This is a genomic window from Oryzobacter telluris (assembly GCF_043099285.1).
In the GTDB taxonomy this organism is placed as follows: domain Bacteria; phylum Actinomycetota; class Actinomycetes; order Actinomycetales; family Dermatophilaceae; genus Oryzobacter; species Oryzobacter telluris.
Genome location: NZ_CP170723.1, coordinates 1767220 through 1786493, shown reverse-complemented (window position 1 = coordinate 1786493; position 19274 = coordinate 1767220). Strand labels below are relative to the sequence as shown.

19 protein-coding genes are annotated in these 19274 nt (G+C 73.6%); 7 read left to right on the top strand and 12 right to left on the bottom strand.

The genetic code is table 11. The features are described from left to right. The first annotated feature begins 54 nt into the window (after nucleotides 1-54). Nucleotides 55-597 carry a type II toxin-antitoxin system PemK/MazF family toxin gene (locus ACFLFB_RS08105; RefSeq protein WP_392545202.1) on the top strand — a complete coding sequence of 181 codons (543 nt, stop codon included), beginning with the start codon at nucleotides 55-57 and terminating at the stop codon, nucleotides 595-597. Between the two features lie 92 nt (nucleotides 598-689). Here ACFLFB_RS08105 and rpsT read toward each other — a convergent pair whose 3' ends face one another. The 5 genes from rpsT to ACFLFB_RS08080 all read right to left on the bottom strand — a co-directional run bounded on the left by rpsT (nucleotide 690) and on the right by ACFLFB_RS08080 (nucleotide 6472). Beyond that, nucleotides 690-950, bottom strand: coding sequence for a 30S ribosomal protein S20 (rpsT, locus tag ACFLFB_RS08100; protein ID WP_392545201.1), 261 nt, complete (start codon nucleotides 948-950; stop codon nucleotides 690-692). 189 nt (nucleotides 951-1139) lie between these two features. Beyond that, nucleotides 1140-2138 (bottom strand): DNA polymerase III subunit delta, encoded by a 999-nt coding sequence (gene holA, locus ACFLFB_RS08095; protein WP_392545200.1) that lies wholly within the window; start codon nucleotides 2136-2138, stop codon nucleotides 1140-1142. Nucleotides 2139-2164: 26 nt separating this feature from the next. After that, nucleotides 2165-3604, bottom strand: a complete 1440-nt coding sequence (locus ACFLFB_RS08090) for a hypothetical protein (RefSeq protein WP_392545199.1) — start codon at nucleotides 3602-3604, stop codon at nucleotides 2165-2167. Then, nucleotides 3604-4134, bottom strand: coding sequence for a SigE family RNA polymerase sigma factor (locus ACFLFB_RS08085; RefSeq protein WP_392545198.1), 531 nt, complete (start codon nucleotides 4132-4134; stop codon nucleotides 3604-3606). The genes ACFLFB_RS08090 and ACFLFB_RS08085 overlap by 1 nt, the downstream gene beginning before the upstream one ends. A 52-nt stretch (nucleotides 4135-4186) precedes the next feature. Next, nucleotides 4187-6472: an ATP-dependent DNA helicase gene (locus ACFLFB_RS08080; RefSeq protein WP_392545197.1), complete on the bottom strand. Its 2286-nt coding sequence runs from the start codon at nucleotides 6470-6472 to the stop codon at nucleotides 4187-4189. A 219-nt stretch (nucleotides 6473-6691) separates the two neighbouring features. Here ACFLFB_RS08080 and ACFLFB_RS08075 point away from each other — a divergent pair, with 219 nt between their 5' ends. Beyond that, on the top strand, nucleotides 6692-8395 hold the full coding sequence (locus ACFLFB_RS08075; RefSeq protein WP_392545196.1) for a formate--tetrahydrofolate ligase: 1704 nt from the start codon (nucleotides 6692-6694) through the stop codon (nucleotides 8393-8395). Nucleotides 8396-8418: 23 nt separating this feature from the next. Here ACFLFB_RS08075 and ACFLFB_RS08070 read toward each other — a convergent pair whose 3' ends face one another. From ACFLFB_RS08070 to hflX, 3 genes are all read right to left on the bottom strand, one after another. Continuing rightward, nucleotides 8419-9480 (bottom strand): GNAT family N-acetyltransferase, encoded by a 1062-nt coding sequence (locus tag ACFLFB_RS08070; protein ID WP_392545195.1) that lies wholly within the window; start codon nucleotides 9478-9480, stop codon nucleotides 8419-8421. Between the two features lie 83 nt (nucleotides 9481-9563). Beyond that, the gene (locus ACFLFB_RS08065; RefSeq protein WP_392545194.1) at nucleotides 9564-10316 is read right to left on the bottom strand and encodes a flavodoxin family protein; all 753 of its coding nucleotides are present in this window, start codon (nucleotides 10314-10316) and stop codon (nucleotides 9564-9566) included. A gap of 32 nt (nucleotides 10317-10348) precedes the next feature. After that, nucleotides 10349-11824 carry a GTPase HflX gene (hflX, locus tag ACFLFB_RS08060; RefSeq protein WP_392545193.1) on the bottom strand — a complete coding sequence of 492 codons (1476 nt, stop codon included), beginning with the start codon at nucleotides 11822-11824 and terminating at the stop codon, nucleotides 10349-10351. 75 nt (nucleotides 11825-11899) lie between these two features. Between hflX and ACFLFB_RS08055 the strand changes: the two genes are divergently transcribed. Beyond that, the gene (locus ACFLFB_RS08055) at nucleotides 11900-12508 is read left to right on the top strand and encodes a class I SAM-dependent methyltransferase (RefSeq protein ID WP_392545192.1); all 609 of its coding nucleotides are present in this window, start codon (nucleotides 11900-11902) and stop codon (nucleotides 12506-12508) included. Nucleotides 12509-12527: 19 nt separating this feature from the next. Here the strand turns inward: ACFLFB_RS08055 and dapF are convergent, their stop codons facing one another. Genes dapF through def form a run of 3 tightly spaced genes read right to left on the bottom strand, consistent with a single transcriptional unit; the run spans nucleotide 12528 to nucleotide 15016 of the window. Further along, a complete protein-coding gene (dapF, locus tag ACFLFB_RS08050; RefSeq protein WP_392545191.1) occupies nucleotides 12528-13415 on the bottom strand; it encodes a diaminopimelate epimerase in 888 nt (295 codons plus the stop codon). After that, on the bottom strand, nucleotides 13408-14355 hold the full coding sequence (gene miaA, locus ACFLFB_RS08045; protein ID WP_392545397.1) for a tRNA (adenosine(37)-N6)-dimethylallyltransferase MiaA: 948 nt from the start codon (nucleotides 14353-14355) through the stop codon (nucleotides 13408-13410). The genes dapF and miaA overlap by 8 nt, the downstream gene beginning before the upstream one ends. 55 nt (nucleotides 14356-14410) lie before the next feature. Beyond that, nucleotides 14411-15016: a peptide deformylase gene (def, locus tag ACFLFB_RS08040; protein ID WP_392545190.1), complete on the bottom strand. Its 606-nt coding sequence runs from the start codon at nucleotides 15014-15016 to the stop codon at nucleotides 14411-14413. Between the two features lie 106 nt (nucleotides 15017-15122). Between def and ACFLFB_RS08035 the strand changes: the two genes are divergently transcribed. The 4 genes from ACFLFB_RS08035 (at nucleotide 15123) to ACFLFB_RS08020 (ending at nucleotide 17720) form a co-directional block, all read left to right on the top strand. Next, nucleotides 15123-15311, top strand: a complete 189-nt coding sequence (locus tag ACFLFB_RS08035; RefSeq protein WP_392545189.1) for an antitoxin — start codon at nucleotides 15123-15125, stop codon at nucleotides 15309-15311. 48 nt (nucleotides 15312-15359) lie between these two features. Continuing rightward, complete coding sequence (locus ACFLFB_RS08030) at nucleotides 15360-17027, top strand: FAD-dependent oxidoreductase (RefSeq protein WP_392545188.1); 1668 nt, start codon at nucleotides 15360-15362, stop codon at nucleotides 17025-17027. 161 nt (nucleotides 17028-17188) lie between these two features. After that, on the top strand, nucleotides 17189-17383 hold the full coding sequence (locus ACFLFB_RS08025; protein WP_392545187.1) for a hypothetical protein: 195 nt from the start codon (nucleotides 17189-17191) through the stop codon (nucleotides 17381-17383). Nucleotides 17384-17519: 136 nt separating this feature from the next. Next, nucleotides 17520-17720 carry a hypothetical protein gene (locus ACFLFB_RS08020; protein WP_392545186.1) on the top strand — a complete coding sequence of 67 codons (201 nt, stop codon included), beginning with the start codon at nucleotides 17520-17522 and terminating at the stop codon, nucleotides 17718-17720. Between the two features lies 1 nt (nucleotide 17721). Here the strand turns inward: ACFLFB_RS08020 and miaB are convergent, their stop codons facing one another. Further along, entirely contained in the window at nucleotides 17722-19239 is a 1518-nt protein-coding gene (gene miaB / locus ACFLFB_RS08015; protein WP_392545185.1) for a tRNA (N6-isopentenyl adenosine(37)-C2)-methylthiotransferase MiaB, read from the bottom strand. Between the last annotated feature and the right edge of the window lie 35 nt (nucleotides 19240-19274).

The window sequence follows — 19274 nt, the reverse complement described above, 5'->3', positions numbered from 1 at the left end:
AAGCCTTACCTATGCCAAACCGGTCCCGGGAGGCGGCGCGTAGGCTGCGGCGCCATGGCGTCCTCCCCCACCACCCGCCGCATCCTGCGCCTGGCCGGCGACGTCCTCGGCGGCTGGCTGCGTGACCGGGACCGCACCTCCCGGCGTCCGGCGCCGGCCCCGCGACGCGGCACGCCTGCTCCCGAGGGCGGCGGCACCGGCTACCCCGGTGACTTCGCCGGCCCCGTCACGCCGGTCTACGACCCCCACCCGGACGGGCACCCGGACCCCGGTGAGGTCGTGTGGACCTGGGTCCCCTACGAGGAGGACCACGCGCAGGGCAAGGACCGGCCGGTGCTGCTCATCGGCCGCGACGGCCCGTGGCTGCTCGCCGTCCCGCTGACGAGCAAGGACCACGACCGCGACGCCGAGCAGGAGGCGCGCGCCGGCCGGCACTGGGTCGACGTCGGGCGTGGCGCCTGGGACCGGCAGGGCCGGCCCAGCGAGGCGCGCGTCGACCGCATCGTGCGGGTCGCCCCGGAGGACGTGCGGCGCGAGGGTGCCGTGCTGCCGGCCGACCGGTTCGCCGCCGTGGCCGAGGCGGTCACCCGCCGCTGAGGGCGCTGGCGCGGATCGGGAACGTCGGCTGGGGGGACAGCAAAGGGCCCGTCACCTCGAGGTGACGGACCCGTTCGCTGCGAGGGCTGGGGTCAGAGACCGGCAGCCTTCTTGGCCATCGCGGACTTCTTGTTCGCGGCCTGGTTCTGGTGGATGACACCCTTGCTCACGGCCTTGTCGAGCTTGACCGAGGCGACCTTGAGGGCCTCCTTGGCGTCGTCGGCGTTACCGGACGCCGCGGCCTCGCGGAACTTGCGGATCGCCGTCTTGAACTCGGACTTGATCGCCTTGTTGCGCTCGGTCGCCACGCGGTTGGTCTTGATCCGCTTGAGCTGGGACTTGATGTTCGCCACTGGTGTTTACGCTTTCTGTGGGGTCGGTATGCCGTTAGAGGGCGGCAGACGCACGTCGGGACCGGGCGTGGGGACACCCGTGGTTGACGTGCGCTGGATGGTGCTCTCGTGCGCGCACGACCTCAAGCGCGCACGCAAGGGACAAGGCTACCAGCGGGTCCGGGGACCGGCCAAAACGCCCGGAGCCCCTCAGGTGCGGTTGCGCGCGTGCTGCCCGCACATGGTGAGGACGCACCGTTCCACCGCGTAGACGGGGTCGCGCCCACCACCCTTGACCTCGAAGTCGGCGGCGGCCACGGCGTGCACGCAGACGGCGAGCGCGTCGGCGCTCCACCCGCCGAGCGAGCGACGGGCCTTGTCGACCTGCCAGGGCGCCAGTCCGACCTCGCGGGCGACGTCGGCGGACCGGCCGCGCGCGGCCGCGCCGACCTTGACGAGCTGGCGCACCTGCTGGGCGAGGACGGCGACGATGGGGACGGGGTCGACCCCGACGGCGATGGCGTGCCGCAGCAGGCGCAGCGCCTCCCCCGCGTCGCCGGCCATCGTGGCGTCGGCGACCCGGAAGCCCGTGGCCTCGACCTTGCCCCCGTGGTAGGTGAGGACGACCTGTTCGTCGATGACGCCGGTCGTGTCGTCGACGAGCTGCTGGCAGGCGGCGGCGAGCTCGCGCAGGTCCTTGCCCACGGCCTCGACGAGGGCGTGGACCGCCTCGCCGGTGGCCTTGCGCCGCGCGCGGCGGAACTCGTGGGCGGTGAACTCGGTCTTGTCGCGGTCGGTCTTCACGGCCGGGGCGTCGAGGACGCGGGCCCCGGCCCCGCGCAGGGTGTCGAGGACCTTCTTGCCGCGCGCGCCGCTCTTGTGGACCACGACGAGGTAGTGCTCGGGCTCGGGCTCGACGCCGAGCAGGGAGAGCAGGTCGGTCTGGAGGTCGTCGGGCGCCTCGTCGAGGTCGTGGACGACGATGCACTTCGCCCCGCCGAACAGCGACGGGCTGGAGTGCAGGACGAGCTCACCCGCCTGGTAGGAGGCCGCGTACAGCCGGATGACCTCGAGGTCGGGGTGGGTGACCCGCAGCTCCTCGACGGTGTGGTCGACCGCACGCTCGGCGAGCAGCGACTCGGGACCCGAGACGAGGACGTGCGGCGGCACCCGGTGCCTCACCTCCACCCCGTCGGCCATGGGCGTCATGGTGCCACGACGGCCCGACACCCGGTTCACGGCTCCTCGCGAGACGCAGGCGTGGCTGCGGCGGCCTGCTGCCGCACACGGCCGCGCCTGAGCCACCAGCGCCAGCCGGCGATCGCCAGCACGAGCAGCGCGATCTCCTTCCACCACCACAGGACGAGCAGGTCGGTGCTGCCGAACGGCGTCCACGTCGGCGTCCCGTCGATCGCGTCCTGCGCGAACACCACCTGGGTGACGTCCAGCGCGTCGGACTGGACGCTGACGAGGATCCGGCCGTCCTCCCAGACCCGTTCGACCTGACCGTCGGTGCCCATGAGCGGGACCGTGCCGCGCCACGACTGGACGTAGGTCGGCGGCTCCTGGACGTCGTCGACGACCTTCGCCGGCTCCGTCGCCACGCTGCCGACGACCCGGCCGGCCAGGTCCACGGCCTCGCCGGTCCCGGGGCGGTACCCGACGAGCCAGCGCTCGGACGTGCTCCAGGCCTCCGTCCCGGGGTGGACGTCGGCGTCGAGCCAGAGGGTGCCGTCCGCCCGGAGACTCCCCCACCACTGCCCGTTGAGCTGGGCCACGAGGCCCGGTCCGGGGTCGGGGAGCTCGAGGGTCCGCAGCGGCTGCGTCCGGCCCGTGCGGCGGTCCCACACGACCAGCTGGACCTCGCGGTCCCCCACGGCCGGGTCGGTCACGGCCACGGTGCGCCCGAGGAGGCGGTCGTCGTCGAGCCAGCCGGCCGCCTGGCCCATCCCGTCGACCTCGATGACGTTCGCCTCGTCGTCCAGCACGAGGACGCTGCCGGAGTCGGCGGCCGCGGTCCCGGCCAGGAGGGCCAGGGAGCTCCCGGACGGCGAGAAGAACCCGGGCGACTGCATCTGCAGGCCGTACGGACGCCCCCCGACGAACTCGTCCTGCGACCCCGGGACGAGCCGGGAGTCACCCACCTGGTCGTACCCGACCGAGTCGCCGGTGAGCAGGTCGGTCACGACGTAGCTGCCACCGGGCACCACCCGGCCCAGGCGCGTGCCGTCGGCCGAGAGGGTCGGGTAGGTGCCGTCGCCGCTCCCCGGCAGCCAGTACCGGGTGCCGTCGGGGGTCAGCGCCTGCCAGGACCCCGAATCCTGCTCGGTCGCGACGACCTCGACCAGGCCGGCCAGGGGGCCCGGGCTCGACGGCAGGTCGCGCACCCACCACTGGCGGCCGATCCGCTGGGGGAACGACGTCACACCATCCCGGCGCACGCCGTCACCGCCGTCGGCGGGCAGGGCCGCCCGCGGCACGCCCACGGTCATCGACAGCACGAGGCCGGCCACGACGAGGAGCGCGGCGGCGACGCCGACGCCTGTCACCGCGCGGCGGGCCAGCCGCTGCCGGCGCCCGCGCCGCCACGACCGCTCGGTCCAGGTCGGCTCGTCGACCAGCTGGTCGGGGGCGAGGTCGGCCGCCTCGCGCAGGGCTCGTTCCAGGGTGTCCATCACGCCTCCGTCCGGACCGGCGACAGCTCGGCCACGAGGTCGGGGTTGAGCACGCGCAGCCGCTCGATGGCGTGCCGCGCCTGCGACTTCACGGTGCTCACCGAGCACCCGAGCACCGCGGCCGTCTCGACCTCGGTGCGGTCCTCCAGGTAGCGCAGGACCAGGACCGAGCGCTGCTTCGACGTGAGCCGGGCCAGCGCGTCGGTGACCGTGAGGCGCAGGTCGGCCTCGCCCGACCCGTCGCCGACCGCCCGCTCGGGAGCGGTGTCGACGAGCCGCTCGGGCCGCCGCACCCGGCGCCGCCAGGCGTCGACGTGCAGGCGGTGCAGGACGGTGCGGGCGTAGGCGATGGGGTCGGCATCGTGGCCGGTGATCTGCTCCCAGCGCCCCGCCATCCGCACGTGCGTCTCCTGCACGAGGTCCTGCGCGGCGTGGTGGTCGCCGGTGAGCAGCCACGCGACACGCAGCAGCGGCACCGTGCTCGCCCGCACGAACGCCTCGTACCCCTCAGCGGGTCCGGTTCCCCTCATGACCACCTCCGCACCCTGACACGACGGGGACCCCTCGCGCGGGTGGAACCCGTCAGTCGAAGGTCAGGGTGGGGCCCTGGCCCGGTTCCAGCCCGAGGCCGGCGAGGCGGGCGGCCACGGCCTCCGGCGCCCGCTCCATCGACTCGGCGAGCTCGTCGACGGTGAGCCCGAGCTCGATGCCGTCGCGCAGCTCCTCGTCGTCCTCCGCCGTCCACGACTCGCCCTGCGTGACGGCCGTGCGCGGCGCGTCCGGCGGGGGTGGCGGGTCCTCGGCGACCGGCCGTTCCGCCGGCGCCGGCGTCACGGTGTCGACCCCGCGGGCGGTGTCCCCGGAGGGCGCCGTGACTGCGCCGGTGAGTCCGCGCAGCGCCGGCTCGGCCACCGGCAGGGGCGGAGGCGCGGTCTCGTGCAGCCGCTCGAGGGCCGCCAGCACCATCGCCCGGTCGGCGGTGGGCCAGAACGGCGGCAGCGAGCGCTGGAGGAAGCCGGCGTAGCGCGCGGTCATCATCCGGTTGTCGAGGAAGGCCACGACGCCACGGTCGTCGGCCCGGCGGATGAGGCGGCCCGCGCCCTGGGCGAGCCTCAGGGCCGCATGGGTCGCCGAGACCGCCATGAAGCCGTTGCCGCCCATCCGGGCGATGGCCTGCGAGCGCGCCGACGCGAGCGGGTCGTCGGGCCGCGGGAACGGGATGCGGTCGATGATGACGAGCTGGCAGGAGCTCCCGGGGACGTCGACGCCCTGCCACAGCGACAGGGTGCCGAACAGGCAGGTCTGCGGGTCGCGCGCGAACTGGCGCACGAGGGTGCTGATCTGGTCCTCGCCCTGGCACAGAACGGCGACCTCTCCTTCGAGGTCCGTGAGCCGCTCGCGCATCGCGTCGGTGGCCTCGCGCGCCGCGCGCATCGAGGAGAACAGGCCCAGGGTGCGGCCTCCGGCCGCGCGCACGAGTGCCTCGATCTCGTCGAGAGTCTCGGTGGCCAGGCCGTCGCGCCCGGGCGGCGGGAGGTGCTTGGCGACGTAGGCGATGCCCTGCCGCGGGTAGTCGAACGGGCTCCCGACGTCGAGGCCGCGCCACGCCGGTGACTCGGTGCCGCGCAGCCCGATGGTGCCCGCGACGGCGTCGAACGAGCCGCCGAGCTCGAGCGTGGCCGAGGTGAGGATGACGGTGCGCTCCTCGAACACCTTGTCGCGCACGAGCATCGCCACGCTCATCGGCGCGACGCGCAGGACGGGTCCGCGCCGGGGGTCGCGGCTCAGCCACACGACGTCGAGGTCGCGTTCCTCGAGGATGCGCGACGCGTTCTCGAAGACCTCGTCGACGGCGGCGCGGGCCACCTGCTTCCCGCCGTCGGGCTCCTCGCCCTGGGCCGGCTTCAGCTGGCTCTGCACGGCACGGGCGGTGTCGCGAACCCGGCCGAGCGCGAGCGCCAGCGAGTCGGGCACGCCCATGACGCGTCCCTCGGGTGCGGGCTCGAGCACCGACTCGAGGAAGTCGGCTGCCTCCTCCATCGTCGAGGACGCGTCGGCCTGCCGACCGGCCCGCTTCGCCGCGGCCCGGATCATGCCCGGGGTCACCTCGTCGGTGATCGTCGAGGTCACCCGGTCGACGAGCTCGTGCCCTTCGTCGATGACGAGGACGTCGTGCTCGGGGAGCATCTGGCGACCCTCGAAGGCGTCGATGGCCATGAACGAGTGGTTGGTGACGATGACGTCGACGCCCTTGGCGGCCTCGCGGGAACGCTCGACGAAGCACTCGGCGACCATCGGGCAGCGGCTGCCGAGGCACTCCTCGGCCGACACCGACACCTGCCGCCAGGCGCGCTCGGAGACGCCGGGGACGAGCTCGTCGCGGTCGCCGGACTCGGTGGCCTCGGCCCAGGTGCGCAGCCGCACGACCTCCTGGCCCAGCCGCGAGGCCTGCTGGTCGACGTCACCGACGCCGAGGAGGGTGTCGGCGTCGTCGTCGGGGAAGCCGCCCTCGAGCTTGTGGGCGCACAGGTAGTTGCGGCGGCCCTTGACCAGGGCGTACGTGGGGCGGCGGCCCAGCAGCGGCTCGAGCGCTTCGGCCAGACGGGGCATGTCGCGGTCGACCACCTGGGCCTGCAGCGCCAGCGTCGCGGTGGCGACGACCGTCGGGGTACCGGTGTCCATCGCGTGCTGGACGGCCGGGACGAGGTAGGCCAGCGACTTCCCCGTGCCGGTGCCGGCCTGGACGAGGAGGTGCTCGCCCTTCTCCACCGCGTCGGCGACGGCGTGCGCCATCTCGACCTGACCGGGGCGCTCGGTGCCGCCGACCCCACCGACGGCGGCGTGGAGGAGCTCGTCGAGGGTCGGCACCCGAGCAGCCTAGGCGGTGACGCGCCGCCACCTCGGCGCCCGTCCCCAGCCCCGGCGTGCCCCCCGTTCCCGCGGCGAGTGCGGAAACGGTGGCCGGGGCAACCAGTTCCGCACTCACCGCGGGGTGAGCGTCGGGAGTGTTGCGGATGGCGCGCCGTGTTGCGGTCAGTGCGTCGTGTTCTCTTGTCGCGGGCTCGGCACGATGCCACGATGTCGGACGTGACCACCACCACGAACACCAAGCCCGTCCCGGCCGACATCGACATCGCCGAGGCCGCCGAGCTGACCCCCATCGTCGACCTCGCCCGCGACCAGCTGGGCGTCGACCCCTCGGCCCTCGTGCCGTACGGCCACACCAAGGCCAAGATCTCGCTCGAGTACGTCAACAGCCTCGCCGACCGCGCCGAGGGGACCCTCATCCTCGTCACGGCCATCTCCCCCACCCCGGCGGGCGAGGGCAAGACGACGACCTCGGTCGGCCTCGCCGACGCCCTCGCCTCGCTCGGCGAGAAGGCGATCGTCGCGCTGCGCGAGCCGTCGATGGGCCCGGTGTTCGGGATGAAGGGGGGCGCCGCCGGTGGCGGGTACTCCCAGGTGGTGCCGATGACCGACATCAACCTCAACTTCACCGGCGACTTCGCGGCCATCGCCGCCGCGAACAACCTGCTCTCGGCGATCCTCGACAACCACATCCACCACGGCAACGCGCTGGGCATCGACCCGCGGACGATCACGTGGAAGCGGGTCGTCGACCTCAACGACCGCGCCCTGCGCGACATCGTCGTGGGCCTGGGCGGCGTGGCCAACGGCGTCCCCCGCGAGGACGGCTTCGACATCGTCGTCGCCTCCGAGGTCATGGCGATCCTGTGCCTGGCCACGTCCATCTCCGACCTGCGCAAGCGCCTCGGCGACGTCGTCGTCGGCTACACCCGCGACAAGACGCCGGTCACCGCCCGCGACCTCAAGGCGCACGGCGCGATGACCGTCATCCTGCGCGACGCCCTGGCCCCCAACCTCGTCCAGACCCTCGAGCACACGCCGGCGATGATCCACGGCGGACCGTTCGCCAACATCGCCCACGGCTGCAACTCGGTGATGGCCACCCGCACCGCGCTCAAGCTCGCCGACTACGTCGTCACCGAGGCGGGCTTCGGCGCCGACCTCGGCGCGGAGAAGTTCATCGACATCAAGTGCCGCCAGTCGGGCCTGCGCCCCTCCGCGGTCGTCGTCGTCGCCACCGTCCGGGCCCTGAAGTACCACGGAGGGAAGGCCGTGGCCGACCTCAAGGAGGAGTCGGTCGAGGCCCTCACCGAGGGCATGGCCAACCTGCGCCGCCACCTGCGCAACGTCCGCGACGTCTACGGGCTGCCGCCGGTCGTCGCGCTCAACCGCTTCCCCACCGACACCGACGCCGAGGTCGCGGCGCTGCTGCAGCTGGTCGAGGCCGAGGGCTTCACCGCCTTCGAGGCCACGCACTTCGCCGACGGTGCCGCCGGTGCCCAGGCGCTGGCGCGCGGCGTCCTCGACGCCATCGAGAACAACCCGGGTGAGATGCAGCTCGTCTACCCCGACGACCTCACCCTCGCCGAGAAGGCGGAGGCCGTGGCGACCCGCGTCTACGGCGCCGCCGGGGTCACCTTCGACGCCAAGGCCGCCAAGCGGCTCGCCGCCATCGAGGCCGAGGGCTTCGGCCACCTGCCCGTGTGCATGGCCAAGACGCAGAGCTCGTTCTCCACCGACCCGACCCTGCGCGGTGCGCCGATCGACCACACCGTGCACGTGCGCGAGGTGCGCCTGGCCGCCGGCGCGGGCTTCGTGGTCATGGTGACCGGCGAGATCATGACGATGCCCGGCCTGCCGAAGGTGCCGGCGAGCGAGCACATCGACGTCGACGAGAACGGCCGGATCGTCGGCCTGAGCTGACCCCGGCCGAGGACGACCCAGCCTCAGGCTCGGTCGTCAGCGACCATCGGCCGGCCGTCGAGGCGGCGGGCCATGATGACGCTGTCGCGGTCGTCGCCCGGGGCGACCCGGATGACGCCCGGCACCCGCCCGACCTCCACGTAGCCGCAGACCTCGTAGAACCGCGTGGTCCCCAGGCCGCTGCGGACGTCGAGCACCGCGACCTCGACGCCCTGGTCGCGCGCGACGCGGTGCATGGCCGCCATGAGGAGCCGGCCCAGGTTGCGCCCGCGCAGGCCGGGGTCGGTCATCACCCGGTACGCGGTGCGGGTGTGCCCGAGGAGCGGGTTGCGGTCGGCGACCCAGAAGCCGGCGGCGACGACCCGTGAGTCGGGCCAGCGCAGCAGCACGGCGGTCGTCGTGCCGTCGGCCATCCCCTCCTCGTGGACGGCGAGGGTCTGCGTGACGTCGGCGCGCGGCGCCCCCGGGAGGAAGCCGACCGCGCCGCCGGAGTCGTTGACCGCCATCCAGAGGTCGACGACCCGCTCGCGGGTCTCCTCGTCGAACCAGTCGTGCGCGGTGAAGCGGGGGGCGCGCAGCAGCGTGGACGGTCCCTGGTCGGCGGGCCCCTCGACCACGGTGCCCGCGGGCTCGAGCCCGGCCGCGACGGCGGCACGCACCGACGCCTCGTCGACCCCACGCGCCCGCGCGACGACCGGCAGGTCGGGCAGCCACTCCAGCGCATGGGCGACCCAGCCGCGGGCGGCCTCCCGGCCCAGGCCCCGGCCGTGCGCGTCGTGCTCGAGGCGGTAGTACAGGTTGAGGACGTCCTCGCCCTCGAGGTCGCGGCGCCGCAGCCCGCCGACACCGATCCCGGCCCGCGCGCTCGCCTCCTCGACGACGCCGTAGTCGAAGCCGCCCTCGGTCCACCGGGTCAGGCAGTCGTCGAACCCCCGGGAGGCCTCGTCGTCGCTCGTCGGCATCGCCCACGGGGTGTGCTCGTACAGGGCGGGGTCGCGGTGCAGGCGCACCCACAGGGAGCGGTCCCCCGCGACCGGGGGCCGCAGGGTCAGGCGATTCGTCGTGATCTCACGCGGACCCGGCACGCTGCGAACGTACTCCCGCGAGGGCGGCGGAAGGGCCTGCGGTACAGGCCGTCCACGCCGTCTCGGGATGTGGTGAGCCGCCCTCAGCGGTACTCGGGGTTGGGGTCGTCGACCCTGCTGAGGTCCCAGTTCGTCGTGACGTTCCCGTGGGCCGGGAGGCCGCCAGCGTCCTTGAGCCGACGGGCGGTGTGGAGCATGTTCCAGGCCGCGAAGACGGTGTTCCGGGTGGTCCAGTGGTTGTGCGACCCGCGGTCGTCGTCGAGGTAGGACGGGCCGGGTCCGGCCTCGCCGTTCCAGTAGGTGTCCGACTGCGGCGGGATGGTGAAGCCGATGTGCGACAGGGCGTAGAGCATCTGGGCCGCGCAGTGCTTGCCGCCGTCCTCGTTGCCCGTGATGACGACGCCGCCGACCTTGCCGTAGTACGACCACTGGCCCTTGGCGTTGAGCTCGCCGGACCACCCGTAGAGCCGCTCGATCGTGAGGCGGGTCTGCGAGGACTGGTCGCCGAGCCAGATGGGCGTGGCGAGCACGACGATGTCGGCCGGTTCGACGAGGCCGCGGTAGAGGTCGGGGAAGTCGTCGCGTTCCCAGCCGTGCTCGCGCATGTCGGGCTGCACGCCCGGGGGGATGACGTGGTCGACCGTGCGGACCACGTCGACCCGCGCGCCCACGCCATCGAGGACGTGGCGGGTGATGGCGAGCAGGCCGTCGGTGTGACTCACCTCGGGACTGCGTTTCAGGGTGCCGTTGAGGACGACGGCACGCAGGTCGGAGAAGTCGGTCCCGTTCGCCGCGATCTCCGCGTCGATGAACCGCTGGACGCTCTCGGGCAGCATCCGGCCAGCGTAGCCACGCGGGCCGTCGGGCGTCAGGCCCCGAAGGCCACCAAGTCGGCCGCGAGGTCGGGGGTGACCCGAGCGGTGAGGCGGGTGCCGTCGGCGCGGTGCTCGCTGGCCAGGACCTCCCCCGTCTCGTGGATCCGGCTCACGAGGTCGCCCCGGTCATAGGGGACGAGCACGTCGACGTCGACGTCGGGCTGGGGCAGCTCCTCGCCGATGAGGGCGCGCAGCTCGTCGAGGCCCTCGCCGGTGCGGGCGGAGACGACGATCGAGTGCTTCTCGTGGCGACGCAGCCGGTCGATGACCTCGGGGTCGGCGGCGTCGGCCTTGTTGATGACGACGACCTCCTTGACGTCGGTGGCGTCGACGTCGGCGAGGACCGCACGGACCGCGGAGATCTGGCCCTCGGGGTCGGGGTGAGAGCCGTCGACGACGTGGAGCAGGAGGTCGGCGTCGGCCACCTCCTCCAGGGTCGAGCGGAACGCCTCGACGAGCTGGTGCGGGAGCTGGCGCACGAAGCCGACGGTGTCGGTCATCGTGTAGAGGCGGCCGTCGGGCGTCTCGGCACGGCGGACCGTGGGGTCGAGGGTGGCGAAGAGCTGGTTCTCGACGAGGACCCCGGCATTGGTCAGCCGGTTGAGGATGCTCGACTTGCCGGCGTTGGTGTACCCGGCGATCGCGACGCTCGGCACGGCGTTGGCCTTGCGGCTGCTGCGCTTGGTGTCGCGGACCGTCTTCATGTCCTTGATCTCGCGGCGCAGCCGGGCGACCCGCGTGTTGATGCGTCGGCGGTCGAGCTCGATCTTGGTCTCACCCGGTCCGCGCGAGCCCATGCCCTGGCCGCCGGCGGCCTGCCCACCGGCCTGGCGCGACATCGAGTCACCCCAGCCGCGCAGGCGCGGGAGGAGGTACTGGAGCTGGGCGAGCTCGACCTGGGCCTTGCCCTCCCGGCTCTTCGCGTGCTGGGCGAAGATGTCGAGGATGAGGGCGGTCCGGTCGATGACCTTGACCTTGACGACGTCCTCGAGGGCGCGCCGCTGGCTCGGGGCGAGCTCGGTGTCGCAGATGACGGTGTCCGCGCCCTCCTCGATGACGACGTCGCGCAGCTCGGCGGCCTTGCCCTTGCCCAGGTAGGTGGCCGGGTCGGGGTTCGCGCGCCGCTGGACGACACCGGCGAGCACCTCGGAGCCGGCGGTCTCGGCGAGGGCGGCGAGCTCCTTCATCGAGTTCTCGGCGTCGGTGAGGGTGCCCTCGGACCAGACGGCGGCGAGGACGACCCGCTCGAGCCGCAGCTGGCGGTACTCGACCTCGGTGACGTCCTCGAGCTCGGTGGACAGGCCGGAGACGCGACGGAGCGCCTTGCGCTCCTCGCGGTCGAGCTGGTCCCCGTCGTAGCCCGTCTCGTCGTCCAGCTCGAAGCCGCCGTCGTTGGACGACGCCGTATCGAAGATCGTGGTGTCGGCGAGCGCCTCGGCCCGCCCGGAGAGGATGTGTCGTGCAGTCATGTTCTCCCTAGGGTCTCATCGCTCAACGCCCCGGGGCGACCGGATTCTTCCGGTCGCCGCTACCGTGGGCGCGCGATGAGCGACCACGACCACTACTTCACCGCCTCCCCCGCGAGCGCCGACGAGCGCCGGCGGGTGCGGGTGCGCCTCGCCGGTCGCGAGGTCGAGGTGGAGGTCGCCGGCGGCATCTTCTCGCCCGGAGGGCTCGACAAGGGCACCGCGGTGCTGTTCGACGAGGCACCGGCGCCGCCGACCTCCGGGACCTTCCTCGACCTCGGCTGCGGGTGGGGACCCCTTGCCCTCACCCTCGGCCTGCAGGCGCCCGGGGCGACCGTCTGGGCCGTCGACGTCAACGAGCGCGCCCTCGACCTCACCCGCCGCAACGCGGAGTCGCTGGGGCTGTCCGGGGTGCACGCCGGGGTCGCGGCGGACGTGCCCGCGGACGCGCGGTTCGACCTCATCTGGTCCAACCCCCCGATCCGGGTGGGCAAGGCGGTGCTGCACGAGCTGCTGCGCACCTGGCTCCCGCGGCTGGCGCCGGGTGGGGTGGCGTACCTCGTGGTGCAGAAGAACCTCGGTTCGGACTCGCTGCAGACGTGGATCACGACCGAGCTGGGGCTGCCGTGCGCCCGGCACGCGTCCGCCAAGGGCTTCCGCGTCCTGCGCGTCAGCGCCGCGGACTGACCCGTTCCGGGCCCGGCGCTCAGTCGGGCAGCAGGGCGAGCGGGACGGTGCCGTCGCCGACGAGAACGGCCGGACCCGCGAGCTCGACCCCGTGGTCGGCGAGCAGCCGCACGGTGAGCCGGCCGCCGGGGACGTCGACCGTCCACGTCGAGCCGGTGTCGAGGGACCCGGCCCAGAAGCTCGTGGCGATGGCGGCGGCGCACGCGCCGGTGCCGCAGGAGCGGGTCTCCCCCACCCCGCGCTCGTGGACGCGCATCGCGATGTGACCGGGCCCCAGCGGGCGCACCAGCTCGACGTTGGTGCCGTGCGGCGGACGGGGGTTCACCACCGGAGCGCGGTGGAGGTCGAGGCCGTCGAGGTCGAACTCCTCGGGGAGGGCGACGACGGTGTGCGGGTTGCCGAGGTCGACGGACAGGGCGGAGAACGGGTCGTCGCCGTCGCGCTCGTCGAGGACGACGAGGGAGTCGAAGCCGTCGCGCTCGGCGGTGTCGGGGTCGGCCAGGCGCCACGGCCCGAGGTCGACGGCGAACCCGTCGCCCTCGGCACGCACCTGCTTGACCCCGGCGCGCGTGGCGATGGCGAACGTGTCGGCGCTCTCCAGCCCCTCACGCCGCAGGAACGCCGCGAACACGCGCGTGCCGTTGCCGCACATCTCCGACAGGCTGCCGTCGGCGTTGCGGTAGTCCATGAACCAGCGGGCCTGCGGCGCCTGGGCGCGCACCGCGTCGTCGTCGGCGGCCTCGGTGGGCACCACCCGGATGACGCCGTCGCCACCGATGCCGGCGCGCCGGTCGGCCAGGGCGGCGGCGCGCGCCGCGGACAGGCCGAGGACACCGTCGAGGTCGGGCACGAGGACGAAGTCGTTCTGCGTGCCGTGCCCCTTCGTGAACGCGAGCCGGTCAGCCATGCGCCCCATCGTCCCATCCCCGACGGCGCACCGACGTCGCGGACTCCTCGACGAGCTCGACGACCCGGTCCACGAGGTCGCGGTCGACGGCGTCGAACCAGTGCAGGCGTGGGTCGGCGCCGAACCACGACTCCTGCCGCCGCACGAGGCGCCGGGTGCGCAGCGCGGTGTCGGCGGTCGCCTCCTCCACCGTCATCGTCCCGTCGATGACGGCGAGCGCCTGCGCGTAGCCGACCGCGCGGCTCGCCGTGCGCCCCTCGCGCAGGCCGAGGTCGACCAGCGCGCGGGTCTCCTCGACGAGGCCTCCGGCGAACATCCGGCGGGTCCGCCGCTCGATGCGGGTGTCGAGGGCCTCGCGGTCGAACCGCAGCCCGACGACGAGGGTGGGACGCACGAAGTCGCGGGTCGGCATCGTCGCGCTGAACGGGCGGCCGGTGAGCTCGACGACCTCGAGGGCGCGCACGATGCGCCGCCCGTTGTTCGGCTCGATGGCGGCCGCGGCCTCGGGGTCGACCCGGCGCAGCTCGGCGAGGAGCGCCTCGACCCCCTCGTCGGCCAGGCGCGCCTCGAGGCGGGCGCGCACCTGCGGGTCGGTGGGCGGGATGTCGAGCCGGTCGAGGAGCGCGCGCACGTACAGGCCCGACCCGCCGACGACCACCGGGACGGCGCCGCGTGCGAGGACGGCGTCGACGTCGGCGCGGGCGTGCCGCTGGTAGCCGGCGAGGGTCGCCTCCTGCGCGACGTCGAGGACGTCGACCTGGTGGTGCGGGACGCCCTCGCGCTCCGCGAGGGGCAGCTTGGCCGTGCCGATGTCCATCCCGCGGTAGAGCTGCGACGCGTCGGCCCCCACGACCTCGCCGTCCAGGTGCCGGCCCAGGCTCACCCCGAGGTCGGACTTGCCGGTGGCGGTCGCGCCGACCACGGCGACGACGAACGGGATGCCCCGCGCCGCCGACGTCCCGAGGACCGCCTCGAGGGCGGCGGGGTCGTCGCCGTCAGTCGGCACGCTCCTCCTCGGGGGTGTCGTCGTCGTGGCCGAACGGGTCGCGGTCCTCGCCGGGCATCCACGACCCGCCGGGCACGCCCCAGCCGTTGGCCTTGACGGCCTTCTTCGCCTTCTTGGCCCACTTGCCGCCGAGCCGGTCGACGTAGAGGAACCCGTTGAGGTGGTCGTACTCGTGCTGGAGCATCCGCGCGAACCACCCCGTGGCCTCGTAGCGCAGCTCGGTGCCGTCGAGGGCCAGCCCGGTGAGCGTCGCCGTCTCGCCGCGGCGCAGCGGGAACGCCTCGCCGGGCACCGACAGGCACCCCTCGACCTCCTCGTCGGGGTCGGGGTCGCCGGCGAGCGGCTTGCTCGACGTCAGGTACGGGTTGATGACGACGCCGCGCGGCGGGATGCCGTCGTCGTTGGCCAGCTGCCAGGTGAACACCCGCAGGCCCACCCCCACCTGGGGCGCCGCGAGGCCGACGCCGCGCGCGGCGTCCATCGTCTCGAACATGTCGGCGACGAGCTCGCGCACCTCGTCGTCGATGACCTCGACGGGACGGGCACGGGTGTGGAGGACCGGGTCTCCGGTGATGACGACGGGTCGGACAGCCATGCCCACGATTCTTCCAGAGCGCCGCCCCTTGCCAACGCAGGCCTCGTGGGGCTGTGCTGGACCGGTGGACCCGGAGCGACCGGGCCCCGGACACCAGGGAGGGACCATGGGTCTTCTCGACGACGCCAAGGCCAAGCTCGAGCAGCTCGCGCACGACAACCCCGAGCAGGTCGAGAGCATCAGCGACCAGGTCATCGAGCGCGGCGGTGACGCCGTCGACCAGGCCACCGGAGGCAAGTACGCCGGCCAGATCGACCAGGGCCAGGCGAAGGCGGACGACGCCATCGGGCAGTGACCTCCGGGGGCCCTCCCGATCCGGCCGGGCCCGACCTATGCTCGCGACGTGGATCCCGTCATCGTCCTCGTCGCGCCCGAGCACGCGGAGGTGCTGGTCGACGAGTTCGGCCGGTACGGCCGTGACTACGACGTCCGCTGCGTCGGCACCACCGACGACGCCGATGCCCTGATCGCGTCCGTCCTCGGTGAGGGCGGACGCGTCCCGCTGATCGTCAGCGAGTCGCTGCTGCCCGACGCCGAGACCTACGAGGCCCTCGCCCGCTGGCGCTCCCTCGTCCCCACCGCGCGCCGCGTCGTCGCCGCCCACTGGTCGCGCTTCCTCACCGACGCGCCGCACCTGCGGCACGGCCTGGCCAAGGGCAAGTACGACGCCTACCTCCTCATGCCGCGCGGACGCCGCGACGAGGAGTTCCACGGCGCCATCGGCGAGCTGCTCTCCGACTGGGGCGCCACCGTGCCGGACCCCGAGGTCGACACCGTGCGCGTCGTCGCCCCGGGCCGCGACGCGCTGACCCAGGCGGTCTGCGACTTCCTCGAGCGGATGGGGATGCCCCACCACGTCTACACCCCCGACAGCGAGCAGGGACGCGCCGTCCTCGCCCACGTCGGCCCCGACCCGTCGTTCCCCGTGGTGCAGCGGGTCGACGGGGAGACGTTCTCCCCCACCCGGGTTCGCGACGTCGCGTTGCGGGTGTTCCCCTCGGCCGCCCAGGTCGTCGCCGACAGCGTCGTCGACGTCGCGGTCGTCGGCGCCGGCCCGGCCGGGCTCGCGGCCGCCGTCTACGCGTCGTCCGAGGGCCTGTCGACGGTGGTCCTCGAGGCCGAGGCCGTCGGCGGCCAGGCCGGCACGTCCTCGATGATCCGCAACTACCTCGGCTTCCCCCGCGGGATCTCGGGCATGCGGCTGGCCCAGCGAGCGCGCAACCAGGCCATCCGGTTCGGCACGACGTTCCTCACCGGCTGGGAGGTCGAGCACCTCTCCCCCGGCACCGACGGCGAGCCGCACCTGCTGCGCACCGACGAGGGCGCGGAGGTGCGCGCCCGCTCGGTCGTCATCGCCAACGGGGTCAGCTACCGGCGCCTGCGGGTCCCGGGCGTCGAGGACCTCGTGGGGCTCGGCGTCTACTACGGCTCCGCGATGAGCGCGGCGCGCGAGATGGAGGACGCCGACGTCGTCATCGTCGGTGGCGGCAACAGCGCCGGCCAGGCGGCCGTGCACCTCTCGCGGTTCGCCCGCAGCGTGACGATCGCCGTGCGCCGCGAGAGCCTCGAGCCGACGATGTCGAGCTACCTCCTCGGCGAGCTGGCCTTCAACCCGCGCGTCACGGTGCGCCCGTGCACCGAGGTGGTCGGCGCGGGCGGCGACGGTCGCCTCGACTGGCTCGTGCTGCGCGACACGAACACCGGCGCCGACGAGCAGGTGGTCTGCCGCGGCCTGTTCCTCCTCCTCGGCGCCGAGCCGCGGTGCGACTGGCTCCCGGGCGCCGTCGCCCGCGACGCGCGGGGCTTCGTCCTCACCGGCCGCGACGTGCCCACGGAGCACTGGGCCGGAGACATCCCGCCGGCGAGCCTGGAGACCACCGTCCCGGGCGTGTTCGCCGTGGGTGACGTGCGGGCCGGCTCGATGAAGCGCGTCGCGGCGGCCAGCGGCGAGGGTGCGTCGGTGGTCCCGCTGGTCCACGCGTGGCTCGAACCGGGCCCCGCCACGGCCTGACCGAGCACGCCGACGGGTGCGGAAACGCTTGCACTGACGCAAGTCCTCGGCCGTTCGGGTGAACTTGGTGTGTGGGCCGTTCGGGTGCTGTGTCCGGGTCTGCCGGTCGTCTAGCGTTGGTCATGCAGGGGTTTTCTCCGAGTAAAGGAAACCCAAGGATCATGCCTCGCCAGTCGCCCGCCATCCCGTTCTGTTCGGTCACCCCGTTCGACCCAGCACCACTGTGGGCGGCGGCACACCAGGTCCACGCCGACGTCATCGTCCCCATGCGGGCCCGGCGTCGCGCGATGTTGGTCACGGCGGGGGTCGCCGTGACACTCGAGGCGGCTGCCGCCTTCGCCCTCAGCCTCATCTGACGCGATCTCGCCCACCGGTCGTCCCGTCGTCCAGACAGGTTCGGCCGAACGGCCACCGTGACGTCGACACCCGACAGGGTGACCCGCCACCTCCCTAGCCTGAAGCTCTCTCGCCCCTCACGAAGGGAACACCCCCATGGCCCACTACCACTCCGGCCTCCCGCCGATGGACCTCGAGCCGTTCGACCCGACCCCCCTGTGGGCCGCCACCAACTCGCCCCGCCGCGAGAAGGACCTCCCCACCCGCGCCATCAGCCGCGTCGCGGCCCTGCGCGCCGGTGCCGCCCTCTTCATCACGCTCGGCGTCGCGGTCGCCGCCTTCCTCCTGTTCGCCTGACTCAGGTCGAGCAGGCCGGCGCCGACACCGACGCCATCGCCGGGACGCCCACCGCGGGCATCCCGAGCGCCACGGGGGGCTTGCCCGGGACGGGGGCGTCCTGGAGCCGCTCCCACGCAGCACCGCCGGCGGTCCGCCGCACGGCGTAGACACCACCGCGCACGCCACTGTCGGCGACGAGGTGGTGGGGGGCTCCGTAGGTGACACCGACGGTCACCGCGTCGCCGGGCCGGGGGCGCTCGGCCCCCTCGGGCACGGCGAAGTGCACGAGGCGGTTGTCCCTCGCCCGGCCGCTGAGGCGGGCGGTCTCGCCGTCCTTGCGCCCCTCGCCGGGCGCCACGAGCACCTCGACCTCCCGCCCCTCGACGCGACGGTTCTCGGCCCACGACACCTCCTCCTGGAGGGCGATGAGCCGCTCGAAGCGCTCCTGCACCACGGCCTTGGGGACCTGGTCGGGCATCGTCGCCGCCGGGGTGCCCGCGCGGATCGAGTACTGGAAGGTGAAGGCGCTGGAGAAGCGCGACGCCTCGACGACCCGCAGCGTCTCGGCGAAGTCCTCCTCGGTCTCCCCGGGGAACCCGACGATGAGGTCGGTGGTGATCGCGGCCTCGGGCATCGCGGCGCGAACCCGGTCGATGATCCCGAGGAAGCGCTCGCTGCGGTAGCTGCGGCGCATGGCCTTCAGGACGCGGTCGGAGCCGGACTGCAGCGGCATGTGGAGGCTGGGCATGACGTTGGGGGTCTGGGCCATCGCGTCGATGACGTCGTCGGTGAAGGCGGCCGGGTGCGGGCTGGTGAACCGCACCCGCTCCAGGCCCTCGACCTCACCGCAGGCGCGCAGGAGCTTGCCGAAGGCGAGCTTGTCGCCGAACTCGACGCCGTAGGTGTTGACGTTCTGGCCGAGCAGGGTGATCTCGACGACCCCCTGCTCCACGAGCGCCTCGATCTCGGCGAGGACGTCGCCGGGCCGGCGGTCCTGCTCCTTGCCGCGCAGGCTCGGGACGATGCAGAACGTGCAGGTGTTGTTGCAGCCGACCGAGATCGACACCCAGCCGGCGAACGCGGAGTCGCGGCGCGTCGGCAGCGTGGAGGGGAACGTCTCGAGGGACTCGAGGATCTCGACCTCGGCGCGCTTGTTGTGGCGGGCGCGGTCGAGCAGTGCCGGGAGGCTGCCGATGTTGTGGGTGCCGAACACGACGTCGACCCACGGGGCGCGCTTGACGATGGTCTCGCGGTCCTTCTGCGCCATGCAGCCGCCGACGGCGATCTGCAGGTCGGGGTTCGCGGTCTTCGCCGGGCGCAGCTGGCCCAGGTTGCCGTAGAGCTTGTTGTCGGCGTTCTCGCGCACCGCGCAGGTGTTGAACACGACGACGTCGGCGACGTCGGGGCGGTCGGTGGCGGGCAGGCTCGCGAGGTCGACGTAGCCGGCGGTCTCGAGCAGGCCGGCGAGGCGCTCGGAGTCGTGGACGTTCATCTGGCACCCGTGGGTGCGCACGTCGTAGGTCTTGGCTGCAGTCATGGCGTGCACAAGGGTAAGCCGCCGCGGGGGTCGGC